This window comes from Kribbella sp. NBC_00382, assembly GCF_036067295.1.
Taxonomy (GTDB): domain Bacteria; phylum Actinomycetota; class Actinomycetes; order Propionibacteriales; family Kribbellaceae; genus Kribbella.
Map to the genome: position 1 here is coordinate 6,993,340 of NZ_CP107954.1, position 15,988 is coordinate 7,009,327.

Annotated in this window: 10 protein-coding genes, 1 tRNA gene and 1 pseudogene; 4 read left to right on the forward strand and 8 right to left on the reverse strand. The window is 64.4% G+C overall.

Translation table 11 applies throughout. The features are described 5' to 3' along the window. Positions 1–22: 22 nt before the first annotated feature. Positions 23–901 carry a LysR family transcriptional regulator gene (locus OHA70_RS33135; protein ID WP_328324386.1) on the forward strand — a complete coding sequence of 293 codons (879 nt, stop codon included), beginning with the start codon at positions 23–25 and terminating at the stop codon, positions 899–901. Here OHA70_RS33135 and OHA70_RS33140 read toward each other — a convergent pair. The 4 genes from OHA70_RS33140 to OHA70_RS33155 form a co-directional block, all read right to left on the reverse strand. After that, positions 898–1,917 (reverse strand): hypothetical protein, encoded by a 1,020-nt coding sequence (locus OHA70_RS33140; RefSeq protein ID WP_328324388.1) that lies wholly within the window; start codon positions 1,915–1,917, stop codon positions 898–900. The genes OHA70_RS33135 and OHA70_RS33140 overlap by 4 nt on opposite strands. Then, positions 1,914–2,885, reverse strand: a complete 972-nt coding sequence (locus tag OHA70_RS33145) for a tetratricopeptide repeat protein (RefSeq protein ID WP_328324390.1) — start codon at positions 2,883–2,885, stop codon at positions 1,914–1,916. Before OHA70_RS33145 ends, OHA70_RS33140 begins: the two co-directional genes overlap by 4 nt. Before the next feature lie 69 nt (positions 2,886–2,954). After that, positions 2,955–3,371, reverse strand: coding sequence for a hypothetical protein (locus OHA70_RS33150; RefSeq protein WP_328324392.1), 417 nt, complete (start codon positions 3,369–3,371; stop codon positions 2,955–2,957). Positions 3,372–3,459: 88 nt separating this feature from the next. Continuing rightward, positions 3,460–4,788 (reverse strand): M20/M25/M40 family metallo-hydrolase, encoded by a 1,329-nt coding sequence (locus tag OHA70_RS33155; protein WP_328324394.1) that lies wholly within the window; start codon positions 4,786–4,788, stop codon positions 3,460–3,462. Positions 4,789–4,878: 90 nt separating this feature from the next. Here OHA70_RS33155 and OHA70_RS33160 point away from each other — a divergent pair. Then, positions 4,879–4,963: transfer RNA gene (locus tag OHA70_RS33160), tRNA-Leu, on the forward strand. Here the strand turns inward: OHA70_RS33160 and OHA70_RS33165 are convergent. From OHA70_RS33165 to OHA70_RS33175, 4 genes and pseudogenes are all read right to left on the reverse strand, one after another. Beyond that, positions 4,945–5,910 carry a recombinase family protein gene (locus OHA70_RS33165; RefSeq protein WP_328324396.1) on the reverse strand — a complete coding sequence of 322 codons (966 nt, stop codon included), beginning with the start codon at positions 5,908–5,910 and terminating at the stop codon, positions 4,945–4,947. The genes OHA70_RS33160 and OHA70_RS33165 overlap by 19 nt on opposite strands. 35 nt (positions 5,911–5,945) lie before the next feature. After that, positions 5,946–6,665, reverse strand: a pseudogene (locus OHA70_RS39820) (recombinase family protein); the annotation flags it as partial. Between the two features lie 38 nt (positions 6,666–6,703). Then, positions 6,704–6,898, reverse strand: a complete 195-nt coding sequence (locus OHA70_RS33170; protein WP_328324398.1) for a hypothetical protein — start codon at positions 6,896–6,898, stop codon at positions 6,704–6,706. Between the two features lie 731 nt (positions 6,899–7,629). Next, positions 7,630–10,392 (reverse strand): NACHT domain-containing protein, encoded by a 2,763-nt coding sequence (locus OHA70_RS33175; protein ID WP_328324400.1) that lies wholly within the window; start codon positions 10,390–10,392, stop codon positions 7,630–7,632. A 374-nt stretch (positions 10,393–10,766) separates the two neighbouring features. Here OHA70_RS33175 and OHA70_RS33180 point away from each other — a divergent pair, with 374 nt between their 5' ends. Next, a complete protein-coding gene (locus tag OHA70_RS33180; RefSeq protein WP_328324402.1) occupies positions 10,767–11,462 on the forward strand; it encodes a hypothetical protein in 696 nt (231 codons plus the stop codon). A gap of 819 nt (positions 11,463–12,281) precedes the next feature. Continuing rightward, on the forward strand, positions 12,282–15,647 hold the full coding sequence (locus OHA70_RS33185) for a TIR domain-containing protein (RefSeq protein ID WP_328324404.1): 3,366 nt from the start codon (positions 12,282–12,284) through the stop codon (positions 15,645–15,647). Positions 15,648–15,988 lie beyond the last annotated feature (341 nt).

The window sequence follows — 15,988 nt, forward strand, 5'->3', positions numbered from 1 at the left end:
CGATCGGTCATAGGCTGGGCCTATGGCTTCATTACCCTCGATCGAGGACCTGCAGCTCGTCCTGGCGATCAGCAGGACCGGTTCGGTCGGTACCGCCGCCCGCGAACTGCGGATCTCCCAACCGTCCGCATCCCAGCGTCTGGCCCGGATCGAACGCAGCTGCGGCACCAGCCTCTTCGCCCGCGACACCCGGGGAGCCCGGCCCACCGCCGCCGGCCACGAACTCGCCCGCCGGGCCGAGCACATCCTCGGCCACCTCGACGAGGTGTACGACGCCACCCGGGCAGCCGTCGCCGGCGAGCGCCTCTCCATCGGTACGTTCGCCAGCCTCGCACCGATCCTCTTCCCGGTCCTCGACGCCGAACTCCCCGACGTCGGCATCGACCAGGACGTCGACCACGGCCGGCACCTGGTCGAACTCGTTGCCGAAGGCACCATGGATGCCGCGTTCATCGCGATCGCCGACCAGCTGGTACTCCCCCGCGGCGCCGTCGCCCGCCCCGTCGGCCGCGACGAGCTGGTCCTGTTCGTACCGGCCGGCGTCGCCCCACCCGGCACCGGCAAGTACCCGCTCAGAGAGCGCGATCTTCCCTTCTCCACCTACGATCTCGGCGCCGACGAGATCCGCGCCCGCCTGATCGCCCACGGCGCCAACGCCCGCCGCGGCATCACCCTCGCCACCACCGTCGCGATGGCCCGCCGCCGCTCCCAACTGGCCCTGATCCCCCGAAGCGCCCTCTCCCACGAACTAGGCCCCGGCGAACGCCTGGTCCCCGCCCCTTTCCGCTACCGCCTGACCCTCAGCATGATCACCGGCACAACTCCACCGCCACGGCTCCTGGCCCTACTCCCCCGCCTCCGGGAAGCAATGCACCTCAACGCAGTACGACGGCCCCGCTAGCCGCCGAGAAGACTGCGCGCGGTGGCGACGACCTCGGTCTCCATCCCGGACAGGATGGTGAGGCAGGCATCGGCAACCTGGAGGGCCGCTTCACCTTCGTACCCGGCGAAAAGGCCACGCAGTACGGCGGCCCGCTGGTCGGACGGTGGATGCGTACGCCGGGTCAACGCGGGCGGGAGATCGAAGACCTCGCGCTGTACCCGCTGGACGAGGTGATCGATCGCCAGGAAGACGAACGGTCCCGCGACGGTGATGAACTTGAGCAGGGCCGGCGTCGACGGCGTCAACTCGCGCAGGAGCAGGAGCGCTGCCAGTTCGTCGGCCTCGTACTCGCGATCAACCCGGCCTGCGGCGGGCGGCTGGTGCAGATGGCCGGCCAGCAGATGACCCAGCTCATGCCCGATCGTGAACTTCTCCGCCGCCCTCATGACCAGGTGTCCGAACGCCAGCCGCTCGTCCAGCGCCAGCCGGAGCCGCACCGGCGGCTCAACGGTCCCTGGGGACAGGTACGTGACGATCGCCTCGGCGAGCATGACGCGAGCCTGCGCCCGGACCCGCTGCTGCTGTGCCGTCGCCTGCTCGTCCCGGCGGCTGCCGTCCGCCTGCCGCTCGGAGGTCAGCAGCGATGCACTGAGCAGCAAGGCGACGCGGTCGAGCAACGTCCGCAGCCCGGTGTTCAGCAGGATCAGGGTCCCGGTGCGAGCCCGCCGTGCCTGCGCGTTGTACGCGTGATGCGGATACTCCCCCACATACACGGGATCCGGTACTTCGAGACCGCTCGCACGCATCGTCGATCGGAGCTGCGCGTGCAGGTCGTCGAACGGATTCTCGTACTCGGCCCGGTAGCCGGTCGCAATCTGCTCCTCGACCAGGTCGCCCATGAACTCCCGCTCGGCCGGCGACAGTTGCTCGATGAAGTGCCGGACGATCTCCCGACTCGGCGGCTCCAGCAGCTGCCCATAACCCTCGCCACGCAACAGCTCCCGATACTCCTGCTCGATCGGTGTCCCGCTCAAAGCGCCCTCAACGCCGCCCGCGCCCGCAAGGCCAGCGCCTCGTCATCTCCTCGAGCCGCGATTCTGTAGTACTTGCGGGCCTTGCGGCTGCGGCGACGGTGCTCCCAGTACCGCGCGAGGTTGAACGCGCCGTGCTGGACCGGACGCGGCTCATCCGACTTGACGGCGTACTCGGCGAACTTGCGGGCCTGCGCCCAGTCGCCGTCGTCCTCCGCGAGAGCGCCGAGGTCCACCGCGGCCTCGGCCGCGCCGTGCGTCCCGAGCGTCAGCGCCTGGCGGTACGCCACCTTCGCCTCTTCCGGCCGTCCCAGGTTCTCGAGAGCCTGCCCTGCTCGGCAGGCGGCGAGGCCCCGGACCGCCACCGGTCCATCGACGATTGCCGGCCGGTACGCGTCGTATGCCTCCGCCAGCCTGTTCGCCCCGCGCAGTGCGTTTCCCAGGTAGAGGTGAGCGACAGCTTTCACATCGGTTTCGGCCGTCGCCGTCGCTTGCCGGTACCACTTGATGGCAGCCTTGCTGTCACCAGCCGCCGCGGCGAGTTCGCCCAGCCGCACGGCGGCCCGATACCCCGCCGGTTTCCCCGTGCCGGCGGAGATCTTGTACGCCTTGGCAGCCTTCGCCGTGTCGCCGGCCTCCATCGCCTTCTCGCCGCTGTCGAAGGCGTAGTCGGCTCGCACCATGTCGCTCACCGCTTCGAGCACGGACCGCCGACGGCCATCCGCCTGCTTGGACAGCTGACCACGCAGCAGTCCCGCCGCCGCGGAGGTCCCGCCGGGCGCCGTCAGGTGCCGGCTGAACTCGTCGAAGCCGCCGGCGGATTGCCCGTACGGCGACTCGCCCGCTCTGGCCGCGGCCACCACGCTGGAGTCCATCACCAGCCAGAACGTCTTCGTCCGTACCCCGCAGAGCAGACAGACCGTGCCGCTGACGCTCTTCATGAAGTCGCTCAGGTGATCCTTGCCCGGCACCTCTCGGTAGGCAACGCAGTGAAAACACTCCTCGGATACAGCTCCGACCAGCATCCTGTCCCCCAGTCGTCAGCCGCCGTCAACCTGCCAGCGCCGGGCATGACCGTCCCAATAGACGCGGACCTTCGTGCGCCGGTCGCGCGTCGCCTCGCTCAGGTCGAGCTCCAGCAGAGCCCGGATCGCCGCATCGTCCATGTCGGGCTCGGCATACAGCTTGAGGTCCAGCCCGGGGTCGTCGTTCTTCACCACCAGCAGGGTCCGTGCCGGGCCGGCTTGCTCTTTGCCCGTGACCCGCGCCTCGCGGTACCTGCGTCGCAGCAGGTCGCGCACAGCGTCGTACGTATCCTCCGCCGCCTTCTGCACCAAGGTCTGGACGAACGGCACCACCGCAGCCGTCACCACCGCAGTGATGATGACCGTCTCGAGCGCCTCCTCCTCGACCAGTTCCGGTCCGTCGACCAGCTCGGAATCCTCTGCCTCACCCATCCACCCCTGCTCTCTCTCCGTACACCCAACGCTACCGGGCGACACGGACAGAAAGCAGTCCGTTGCAGGTACCTGTCAGAACTGCACGTCAGGCCTCGGTGAAGAAGCGGTCGAGGACTCGGGAGCCGAACTCGAGGGAGGCGGTCGGGACGCGCTCGTCGATGCCGTGGAACATGCCCATGAAGTCGAGGTCCGGCGGGAGCTGGAGCGGTACGAAGCCGAAGCAGCGGACGCCCAGACGGGACCAGGACTTGGCATCCGTACCGCCTGACATCAGCAACGGCGCGGTCCGGCTCTGCGGGTCCTCTGCCGTGAGTACCGACTTCATGATCTCGACCAGCCGGCCGTCGTAGCTGGTCTCCAGCGCGATGTCCTCGATCACCGTCTCGCGCTGCACCTTGTCGCCGAGCAACTCGTCGATGGTGGCGAAGAACTCGTCCTCGTACCCGGGCAGGAACCGCCCGTCGATGTGCGCCTCGGCGTCGCCGGGGATCACGTTGACCTTGTAGCCGGCGTTGAGCATCGTCGGGTTCGCGGTGTTGCGGATGGTTGCCCCGAACATCCGGCTGAAGCTGCCCAGCTTGGCCAGCGTCTCGGTCATGTCCTCGGGATCGAGCTCGGTACCGAGTACATCCTCAAGCGTCGCGAGGAACTCCTTGACGGTCGGCGTCAACCGCAACGGCCACTCGTGGTTGCCGATCCGGGTGACCGCCTCGACGAGGTTCGTCACGGCGTTGTCGTTGTTGACCATCGATCCGTGGCCGGCCGTGCCGCGCGCCTTCAGGCGCATCCAGTTCATACCCTTTTCGGCGGTCTCGATGAGGTACAGGCGCAGGTCGTCCTTCATCGTCACCGAGAACCCGCCGACCTCACCGATCCCCTCGGTGCAGTCCGAGATGGTCTCCGGGTGGTTCTTGATCAGCCACTGCGCGCCGTACAGCCCGCCGGCCTCCTCGTCCGCCGTGAACACCAGCCGTACCGGCCGCCGCGGCTTCACGCCCGCCCGCTGACGAGCCCGGACCACCGACAGCACCATCGCGTCGAAGTCCTTCATGTCGACCGCGCCGCGCCCCCACACGCACCCGTCGAAGATCTCCCCCGCGAACGGATCAACCTTCCAGTCCTTCGGATCCGCCGGCACCACATCAAGATGCCCATGCACCAGCAACGGCTCGGCTGTGGCGTCCTCGCCCTCCCAATGCGCCACCAACGATGCTCGCCCAGGCTCGGACTCATAAATCGTGGACTCGATCCCCACCTCGTCCAGCTTCGCCGCCACATACTCCGCGGCGTCCCGCTCCCCGTTGCTCTTCCCGTTCCCGTAGTTCGTGGTGTCGAACCGAATCAACTCACTGCACAGCTCCACCACCTCGGCATCAGGGCCGTACGACTGGTCACCGGGGCTCGAAAAAGTCATACCCCCACCCTGCCAGGGCCCGATGTGAAATTCACCCGTGGGGTTTGCTAAGGTTCTCCAGTCGACGCCGCACAGCGGCAGACACCACTCGTCCGGGTGGCGGAATGGCAGACGCGCTAGCTTGAGGTGCTAGTGTCCTTTACGGGACGTGGGGGTTCAAGTCCCCCCTCGGACACGCGACTTAACCACACGGTCGGCCAATGGGTCGACCTCCACATCAACAATCTGGTTGGTGTGGTGACAGACCAGCGAGAGCCTTAGCGCTCCATAGAGCTGGCTCCTCTCCTCCGGATCGGCTCGCTCAAGAGCCCGGGCCATATCTCCTAGCTGATCGATGTAACCCGCCAGTTCCTCCCGGCTCATCACGGCCTCGGGAGGAATCTGCGTGATGGCCGTCTCAGCAGCCCGCTTCTCTGCCACAGCAGCGTTGTACTGCTCCCGCAGCGCCGCCGGATCCCACCCCGCATCCAACGCCCGCTGCAACCGCCCCATCACCACGTCGGCCGCCGCAACGCGATCCCGCAACTGCGCTACATGCTCGTCACGACGCGCCGAACTGTCGTCGTCCTCCAGAAGTAAGTCAATCGTTACCTGCCGATTCAACGGCCCGAACAGCTCCCCGATCCACCGATTGAGCGCCGGCGTGACGAGATCCTCCCGAAGGTAGATCTGCTGCGGATGCGCCAGCGCCGTGGCCGATTCCGGCACCAAGGTCCGGGCGTTGCATCGGTAGTACTTCACCTCCTTGTGCCGCGCCGCTCCCTCCATCTTCCGGTCACAAATCCCGCACTTGATTCGTCCGCGTAGCTCATAGGTCCGCTTCTTCGGTGCCCGTCGCCGACTCCGCGTCGACCACCCCTCCACCCCACCGCTCCGCCTCTTCCGCTTTTCCAGCTGAACCGCGGTGAACGTATCCACCGACACGATCACCGGATGCGCCGGCTCCCGTGACCGCACAATCTTCGCCTGGGGCGAGCGCCGAAACCTCGCGATGTAGCCCGCGGCAACATCTTCCGGATCAAGCAACTCCTCGACCTTCTGCCACCTTCTATAGATCGCGTACCCGGTGTATCGCGGGTTCTCGAGGATCGCGGCGACAGTCGAGTGCTGCCAGCCATCCATCTTCCGATGCCGGTTCTGATGCGGCGCATGCGCCGACGGACACGGCACCCATCCCGATTCAACTGCTCAGCGATCGCCTTCCTCCCCCACCCCGCGAGATACATCTCGAAGATCCGCTGCACCACCGCCGCTGCGATGTCATCCACCACCAACACCCGCAGCCGCTGCCCCTCCTGCGCCTTCCGCGGATGGGGATGAGGCCCACCATCAGCAACCAGATACCCGTACGGCGGCCGGCCACCCTGATACCGACCATCAATCAACACCTGCGCAGCCATCGCCGCCCGAACCCGCCGCTGCACATGCTGCCGCTCAGACTTCGACAACCCACCAGTAATCGTCATCGCCATGTCATGCACGGTGTTCTCCGGATCGAACCGCCCACCCAAACTCGGTATCCACAGGGACACCCCATACCGATCAAACTTCGGCCAAGTCAGGCTGAACTGATTACTGAACCAACACCGAGTCGCCTCCCCCACCACCAACCCGTCCCACCCTCGCCCAGGATCTTTGAGGGCCTGCAACACCCGGTTGGCCTCGCTCCTACGCTCCCAAGGCAACGACCTCGACTGCCCGATGTCGAAGAACTCCTCGACGATCTCACCGCCCAGTGGCTCGACGAACCGTGCGGCCTCCCCCATCTGCCAAGCCTTTGAGGTCGCCGGATCCTGATTGTCCTCAGTCGAACACCGCCCATAGAACGCCAACTGGCCAACCCCCGCGCTGCTCGCATCAGCCGCCAGCGCCTCCATCCCCAACAACTCATCCAAAGTCGCCCACACATCGCCGCTCAAGATGCCTCCTCGTCCGTCCTGCCGGCGTCCTCCACCAGCCGCTCCATCTTCGCCAGCCGCACGACGATCCGGCAGAGCACTCGCGCCACCTGTGGATAGACCACCGGTACCCCGTCCGGAAGTACCACCCGAACGACGCCGTCACCGCCCGCCGCTTCTTCCCCCTGCGCAGAAACCTTCTCGACACTCACACACCCTCAACGCCCGCGAAACAGAGGATTCTGCCGCTGGCACCCCGGAGTCGGGGTACTCACCAATCGTCAATTGTCGCCAGGATTCATCGCCTTCCGACAACACCCAACACATTGCAGAGATTCGTAGACAGCTCCGCTAGGAACCGTGGTCACCTTGAACAGCGCGGGAGATGACCAGGCGCAGGCCCTTCTGAGACGCCTTCAAAGATGTCGAGGATCTTGCCGGTGCAGGCGAGGGCAGATCGGCGACCACCCCGATCTGCCCTCGCCTGCACCGGCGGTTTTACTCTCAGCCGTTCTCGTCGCTGATCGTCACTTGCCAACGTCCCACGGAGCAGTGACGGAGCAGCGATCCGTTGAGCGGGCGGGGCGCTCTACCCCCACGGCGCGAGCTGAGCCCCTGCAGTGACGCTTTGCCGTGAAATTGCATGTGCCTTCAGCCGCCGGGTCGCTCGAACCTCTCGGCAGACTGCTCCTATTCCGATAGCTCAGGCGTGGGCTGAGCCCATGAATGTGGTCGTGTCGCCCTGCCATAGGCGACCGCGCAAAGGACTCGAGCCTTCGGCCCGGGGATCATGAGAGCCAAGCCAACACCAACACTGGCCAACTTCAGACTCCGCTAGTCAGGCTTCCCACCTCATCCAGCCACTCGACCAACACTGTTTGACAGCATTTCGCGTCACGACCCGCGTCACGTGACTCGCCGAGGGGTCGGCTGGGCAGGACGCCTACTTCAACTGTGGGAACGTACCGTCCCCGAGCCCGACGTTCTTCAGGTCGTTCCAGAGCCAGCGTGCAGCGAGGCTGGACGCCGGCCGCACCTTAGACATGTCGTCTGCGCCCGCGCCGCCCCACCCCAGACCACCCAGCAGTTCGCGGTTCTGCTGAGCGAGCCATGAACGCACTGTGTCGGCAATCGCGGAGTAGCGATCCAAGTCTGTCGAGCGGCTCTCGCGCCTCTCTGTGATCACCGACCGCCCGGACGCCGACCATGTCGCCTCGGCGCCAGAGGGAGCCATCGACGGCAGTAACTCCATCGGCACCCGCGTCGAGGTCAATCCGGGCATGTTGCCGATCCGGCCAGGGGTGAAATCCACTTCCAGGATGACGCCGAACGGCGCAATCGCTGAGTCTGGCATTGACCATCCAAGCCGAGCGAATGGGTGAGCCATCGCCTCGTCATACGCCTCACACGCGCGTCCGTATACCTCGGCCTCGAACTCCATCAGCCGCCGTGGTGAGTAGGAGTGCCAGATGAATCCGCCCTTCGGATGCTGCACATCCTTTTGCGGGAGGTGCGACACAATCTGTCCAGCTGGGATCGCATCGATCCACGAGACGAGGTCTTCAAGCTCCCCGCCGGAATAGAGCGCGGCACCGCCGAGCGAGATCCGAGCCTGTCGGTCTCGTCCAATCTGCTCTAGTAGGTCCGCCGCGCGGACCCGAACCTTGTCGGTGGGAAGGTCCCCGTGGAACAGAGACCCGAGGCCGAGGAGGCTGCGAGCAAGATCGAACCGACGCTCCTGGACCCAGACCCCGTCCGGGGCGCCGAGGAAAGGGTCGCGGGACAACTTTTTCAGGGTCTCTCTTGCAATGATCCTTCGCACCATCGTCCACGGCCAAGCGTCACCGTCCGGTGGTGCACCGCTCCACCACGGCTGCCAGTCCGGTACCGCATCCGGGCGCAGAGCGTGTACCTCAGGTGGAACCTCACTGACGTGATCGGCTGCCGGCTGAGACGTCGAGATAGCGATGTCGATCCAGTGACCGCGCACCGTGACACCCAAGCCGACCGGGCCCTGAACGATGCGGTAAGGGAGGATACCCTCAGCAAAGGGGCCCAGAGCGTTGGCCCAGGTGCGTAGCGCCTGGAGAAGGCGGGCCCCACTCGTCGTGGCGTCGAGATCCTCACTATCGTCGGTACGCCACTGCCGGTGTCCACTGAACGCCGCGTTGATGACCCATGCAGCAGCGCCTGGATTCCCGGTGACCCATGTCTCCAACAGGGCATCCACTTGCCTAGCATCAGGAGCGCTCAGCGCGGCTACGGCCGCCGCCCACCGCCACCGGCTGAAACCTCGAGCGTCCGCCACAACCTCCGCCGGCGGGACGTCACCGACGAGAATCGCCTGGGCCGCGAACCAGTGCTGGAAGATGGGCAGCGAAAACCGGACTGAGCCGTCGGCGTTGTCTGCGACGAGCCGACTCGAACGGGCGATCTGGCGGTCGCTGAATGACAGGCCGTCCCTACCCGTCCTGGTGAGCGCGACGGCGAGGTTCTCAAGGACCGATCGAGTCTCGCCAGAGGTTACCGCCGAGCGCTCGGTGCCTTTCGCGAGAGCGTTCTCGACCAGGCCTCGAATCAAATCCGCTTCTCCGCGAGCAGCTTCATCCCGCCCGAGCATCGCGCCCGCCGCGAGAGCAAAGAACGGCCTCGACACTGTGGCACGCATGTCGGCAGTCCAGCGCCAGGTGTCATGCGACTTCCCACCGGCCAACTCGACGAGCTTGAGCGCGTCGTCCTCAGCTAGGACTGCCGTCGTTGCCTGCTCCGCCGGAGTTGGGGACAAGATGCCAGGGCGAGCGGTCAGCAAGACACGAACATTGGTGTGGGCTCTGGCCATGATCCGGGCGGCATCCAGCAGAGTCTGCGCTGTGGCTGGGTCGGTCTCATCCAGACCGTCAACTGCTATCGATGCGCCCCGTCCTTGGCGCCAGGCTGGGCCTAGCTGCCGTTCGACGGCGTCTTCGAGCGGCTGACCATGCAGAGCGCTGGCGCTCAACCACACTGGGAACGGCGCATCCTGATCTTCGGTCAGAGTCTCAATCGCGCCTCGATGCCAGACTTCCGCGGTCTCGGACTTTCCGGCGCCGAAGTCGCCTAGCAATACCACGACTCCGCCGGCCGAGATATCCGGGACCTCGATCTGGGCGAAGTACGGGCCTAGGGCCGCTTCATCGACCTCGAACACCTGCAGGCGAACCGCTCGGCGCGCCTCAGACCGCCGTTGGAGAACCATCGCGAGGTCAGCAGAGCTCATCGCAGCGCCAGGACCTGCTAGCTGCAGTAGCCGATCCCGCACGTCTACGCTGCGGCGCTGCGCCCAGCTCTCAGTCAGCTCGACTCGTTGAATATCGGCGAGCGCCGCCGCGACGGCCGGGTACGTCAGCTCCACCAACCGCAATGCGTGGGAGAGATGGTCATCCGCGGACGCCCAGTTCTTCGATGCGCTTGCCAGTGTGTCATCGAGCCTTTTCGCCAGCAGGCCGTGGATAACCTCTACCGGCGTGGCGAGTTCCTCGGCGGTGATGGTCTTGAGCCACTTCCGATAGGCCCGCCACGGGCACTTGAAGTCGACTCTTTTCCGCACTTGCCACCAGACGATCCACCGAAACGACGACTTACGTGCGAGTGCCTTCGCAGCAGGCGCCGCTAGGCCTCCGAGGAGGCGTCCACCCCCAGCAATAAGGGCAGGCTCCAAGCCGCTCATGAGCCCTCCTCGATCTGATGGCTACTACCCAGGATGTGCGGGATCCGAGCCCATGGAGGCTCTCACATATACCTCGTGCACCTCCCGCCGAGGCTTCTCGTTCTCCTGCCTGATCGCGGCTCGACTCCTTATGGACCGTGGCCTAACCAATTCGATTCCCTTCTCGCTCGCCTGGGCGGCGCCGGGATCCGGACACTTTCCTGGCACACTCAGGCAGGAGTTGCAGCTCACTAGACATACGGGCATCCGCGACCATCGAGAAGTACGTTCAGACTATGTCCTTGGCCCCGCGCGCGACGACAGCGACGATGATTCCTGGGGCGAGCACGCCCAGACACTGCGCCACGCCCTCCGCACCCTGCCATGCTTACGCCATGTCACCGGATCGAGCTGACGGCGCGGGACAGCGCAAGAAGATTCACCCTGCCCAAGAGGCTGCCCTCTGGGCGTTGAGCAGTGGTCGATGTTACGCGCCAGGATGCATCCTGCCGGTGGTACTCGAGGTTCGCCCTGGCGTCTATCGCAAGAACGCTCAGGTAGCGCACATCTACGGCGTGAAGGGCGCGCGCTGCCGCCCCGGCATGGCCGCCTCAGAGCGCGACTCCTTTTCCAACCTTCTCCTGCTCTGCTATCCCCACCACACCGAGGTCGACGGCGACGAAGAGAGGTACCCGCCGGAGCGTCTCCGGGAGTGGAAGAACGAGCACGACGGTCCAGAGCTAGCTGCACTCAGCGTGGCCGCCGTCCCGGATCCCGACACATTCGTCGATTTCCTTGCCACGATCGCCAAGCCGCCCCTTGACCGTCTTGAGTCGATTACCGAACGGCTGGAGAAGACCGGAGAGGTAACCGAGGAGACAGTCGGCGAACTGAGGTACCTAGTGGGCATGATCTCCTCATCGGAGACCGGTGTCGACGCCCAAAGTGCGCGCAATCTCGCCGTCGCCGCAGAGATCCTCAGCTCGGTCAACATCAAGCAGAGCGCCAGCTGGCTCCTGACGGTCTCCGACACGCTGCCGAAGGTTGTTGCGCGCCTCGAAGCAGCCGTTCGGCAGCTCCCTCCGCAGTAGCCGACATCCCGCGTCGCGCAGCGCCCCGGCCAGGCCACGTTGCGGAGGCCGGCTGCTTGGCGCCCGGCGTAGACGTCACAAGGATCGTTGTCTGCCGTGCCCAAATGAACAAGCCGGGTACGGTCGCCGCGATGTCCGAGTGGTGGCGCAGATGACTCCCATGACTCCCACATCCGCCTGATTGCAGGCTGGGCAAACCTTGCCGAACGCATCTGCTTGGGTTGCGAATCCGTGGTCATCGCGAAGGTGGGCCTGAAGACATGGACTACCGGTGTCGTCGAGAGTTTGATGACGCGTCGGGACGCGGCACTCGACGAGGAGGCCGAGAAACGCTAGCTGGCGCCATCGGGTCGTTTCGCTGATCAGACGCGAAGGCGCCGCTCTTGCTCGGTCGGCCGACCTTCTCATTACGAGGAAGACCGACAGCGTCTCTTACGCTCTCTACGAGCGTATTGGCTTGCACGGCAAACCGCATCACACGCGGATTCCACCATGCTCATCCGCATTTTCGTGCCACGAGTAGTGCCACGCAAAGCAGCAGTCCGGGCCGGCGGTTGAGTGCCTCTCACGGGCCAACCCGGACCCCCAGCCTCATTCCGGTCGTGAGACAACGTCTGCACACCACGCGGTTACAGCCGATCCAGTGAGCAAGGTCCCGGTGCCGGACGGCTACCGGCTGTCAGTCCGCGTTCCAGATAGCCGAACGACCCGTCGCAGCCTGAAGCAACGCGCGGTCAAGAGCTCGCGGAGGTTCGATCTATCGCGAGAGTCTTCAGGTCATGTGTGGACCATTCTCCAGGAACGTGAGATCTTGCCGAGATGGTGACGGAGAGTACGGGGTGGGACTTCTTTGTTTCCTACACCCAGGCGGATCGCGTGTGGGCAGAGTGGATAGCTTGGGTCCTCGAAGAGAACAGCTACAGCGTCCTGGTCCAGGCATGGGATTTTGTGCCGGGCAGCAACTGGACTCAGAGCATGGTTAAGGGTGTAGCTGAGGCGGAGCTAACGATCGCTGTCTTGTCTGAGGCGTATCTGGGTTCGGTGTACGGCAGGGATGAGTGGCTGGCAGCTTGGGCGCAGCAACCGGTCAGTGAACAGCGCAAGTTGCTGCCTGTCCGGGTCAGCGACTGCGATCTGCCGGGTCTGCTCGGCAACGTCACCGGGTTCGATCTGTTCGGCCTGGACGAAGCGAAAGCCAGGGCTCGTCTCCTTGAGATGACTGCCGCGGCCACCGAGGGAAAACGAAAGCCTACCGGGCGTCCGCGTTTTCCCGATCAGGGCCGGGCGATGCAGAAGCGGGCCCGTTTCCCTGGTGATCTGCCGTCAACACTGAAGGTCCCCGCGCGGCACGCGAATTTCACCGGACGGACCGCGCTCGCGCGTGATCTCGAGCGGCGGATGTTGCTGTGGCTCGACGCGCAGGAAGGGAACAGCGTCAATCCTTCGACCTTGGAGCCCTTCGTGCAACTGGCGTCGACGAAGGATGGTGGCGAATACAGCGAGCGCCAAGTTCGGCTCGCAGCAGAATACTTGTACGAGAACCGGTTGATCGACGCTATCAGGGTCGATCAAGAGCATAACGGCTGGATCAGGCCGACCCTTACGGCCTCGGGAAAAACGTGCGTTACGGACTTCGGCGCGGATGTCGCTGAGTATTTGATTCGGGGACAGGCTCGTCCCGTCGAGACGAATCTGCCATCTGCTTCCCATAGCTCAGTCGGCGACAGTCAGGTCAACCTGTCCATAGCTTCGGACACGGCGAAGTTCCGCGAGGTCGGACGTCTGCGAGAGCAGGCCGGCGACCTCCACGACGCGCAGGTCTACTACCAGCGAGCAGCCGACTCCGGAGACACCGCAGCACTCCGCGACCTCGCACGATTGCGAGAGCAAGCCGGCGACTCTGTTAGCGCACAGACCTACTACCAGCAGGCTGTCGATGCCGGAGACACCGCAGCACTCCGCGACCTCGCACCTTCATCGAGAAGACCCAGCGGCGCGGACGAGCTCGCTGAGACGGCATCGGACGACATCGTCTCGTCGTCCCGCCCATCACTCCTGCCCGGCGCGATGGCGGACACGGTTCCAGAACCAGGCGATGGGCGGGTCAAGGGAGCAGACAAGCTCGGTGCGGCGTCCGACGTTGAGATGCTCGTGTCGGTATTGCTTGCGCGCGACACACCGCTACCACTGGCCGTTGGTCTGTTCGGTGACTGGGGCAGCGGCAAGAGCTTCTTTATGGCACTCATGCAAGAACGGATCGACGAGCTAGCCTCGCTCGCTAAGGCAGGCCGACCAGATGCCTGGCCGTATTGCAAGGAAGTCCGTCAGGTGCGCTTCAATGCCTGGCACTATGTTGACACAGACTTGTGGGCAAGCCTAGCAGCGACGCTATTCGACGAACTGGCCCGCGCAGGAAGACCCGATGAGACCACTGCCAAATTGAACGATCTCGATCAGGCGCGAGAGAAGGTCGCACGGACTAGGTCCGAACGGCAGCGATTAGAACGTGAGGTTAGCGATCTCGAGATCAGTGTCAATCGTCCGATCGCCGCCACACGAGCTGCGCTCACCGTCGCGTTACGCGCGGTCAGGAGTGAAGGAAAGATCCCTGGGAAGCTACGCGACGTAGCCGAGCATGGCGCCGAGGTCGCCGACGACCCGACAATGCAGCTCGCAGATACTCTCGGCGCGGTTGACCAGGCAGTTGGAAAGGCGCAGGTCGCCTGGCGCCTATTCAAGGAAGAAGTGCTTTATCAAAATCGGCGTGCAACCCTCGCCACTTTCGTTGTGTTAGCTGTCCTCGCAGTTGCGGGAGCGAAGTTTATTCAATGGCCGCCTGTAGTCACGGTACTAGCATTTGTAAGTGCTGTCATAGTGGGCTTAACGCCAGCCTTGAGCGCGACTGTGCGCGTACTGTACTGGGCGCGTGAAGCAAGAAAAACGCGCCAACTACCGCTGATCCAGAAGCGGGCCGAGCTGGCTGATGCGCAGGCGGCGGAGAAGGCAGCGAAGCATGAAGCGTCACTGGGAGAGCAAGAGCTCGCAGACGCGCGCAACAAAGGGCATCAACTACAGAAACTCGTGCGTGAGCGTGCTGCCAGTTCAGATTATCGTGACAGGTTAGGTGTGATGTCGAGGGTGCGCCGCGACTTCGAGGACCTAGTCAGCCTGATGCCCAGCGCCAGGCCTCGCGGGCAACAGCACCAGGCAGAAGCCGCGGACCTGTCCACCACCAGTGGCAACGAAGTCCCCGACGTGGACAGAATCTTCCTGTATGTGGATGACCTCGACCGCTGCCCACATGACAAGGTCGTCGAGGTGTTGCAGGCCGTCCACTTGCTGCTTGCATTCGAGCTCTTTGTTGTCGTCGTCGGAGTCGACAACCGGTGGCTGACAAAGTCAGTCGCAGCGCATTACGACAACCTCCTAGACGCGTCGGACAGCTACCTTGAGAAGATCTTCCAGATCCCGTTCGCGCTAGGCCCGATGACACGACGTCGCTACCAAGACCTCATCATCGCTCTGACCCCGCCACCAAGCCCAGACACTGAAGCCGCCCGTGCGACCGGCGTTCCCGGCTCGCCTGCCCCGGAAGTGTTGAGCAACGTCGATGGCGACCAACTAGGGACTGGGGCCCATCCCGCCACCACCGAGGCCTCAGTAGGGGCTGGAGGCTCGACTGAGCCAACCGATCCTGCAGCAATTGAAGCAACGCCACCTCGACCCGAATCATTATCGATTACAAAACCCGAGCAAGACCTACTCGGTAAAGTCAACGACCTCGTCCCGACACCGCGAGCCGCGAAACGCCTCGTCAACATCTATCGAATGTTGCGCGTGTCCGTACCAGACAGTGAGATCCAAGCCTTCCTCCCGCAAGAAGACCCGGAGGTCAAGGGGGGCAATGAATACCAAGCCGCCATCCTATTGCTCAGCATCCTGATCGGGCGCCCCGCAGCCGCCCAAAACCTATTCAAAGAACTAACTATCTCCCCTTCCGACCGCGATATTTGGCAGCTACTCGATACAATCCCAGGACTCGAGCAAACCTCTCAACTAGCCCGTGACTACGTGACAGTCACGCGCATCGATGCCTACCGCCGCTGGGCGCCTCGCGTGTCTCGCTTCTCTTTCCGCATGAGTTCAGAATCGACGTCTTCAAGCGAGGATCAACGCACCAAGTGAACCGTACGACCAGGTTCAAGCCGGACGATATGCACCAAACTATTGCGGGAGGCACATCAGATGCCCGGAACGAACTGAAGACCTTCTCATTACGAGTAGGACGTACAGCGTCGCATCCGCTCTCCACAAGCGGTTCTAGTCACGCGACTGCACCCATCGCACACGTGATCCACCATCGATCTCAGGAATTCGCACCACGAACCGCACCTCGACCCACACGCATGAGGTGGTGGGCCGCAGACGGCCCGCATCCTGCCCGAAGCAGCATCCCGATCGGCCTCGTTTGGCACGGGAACTCGATCCGACGACTCAGGGATTGTGAGAGCCTTCGTCATAGCCAC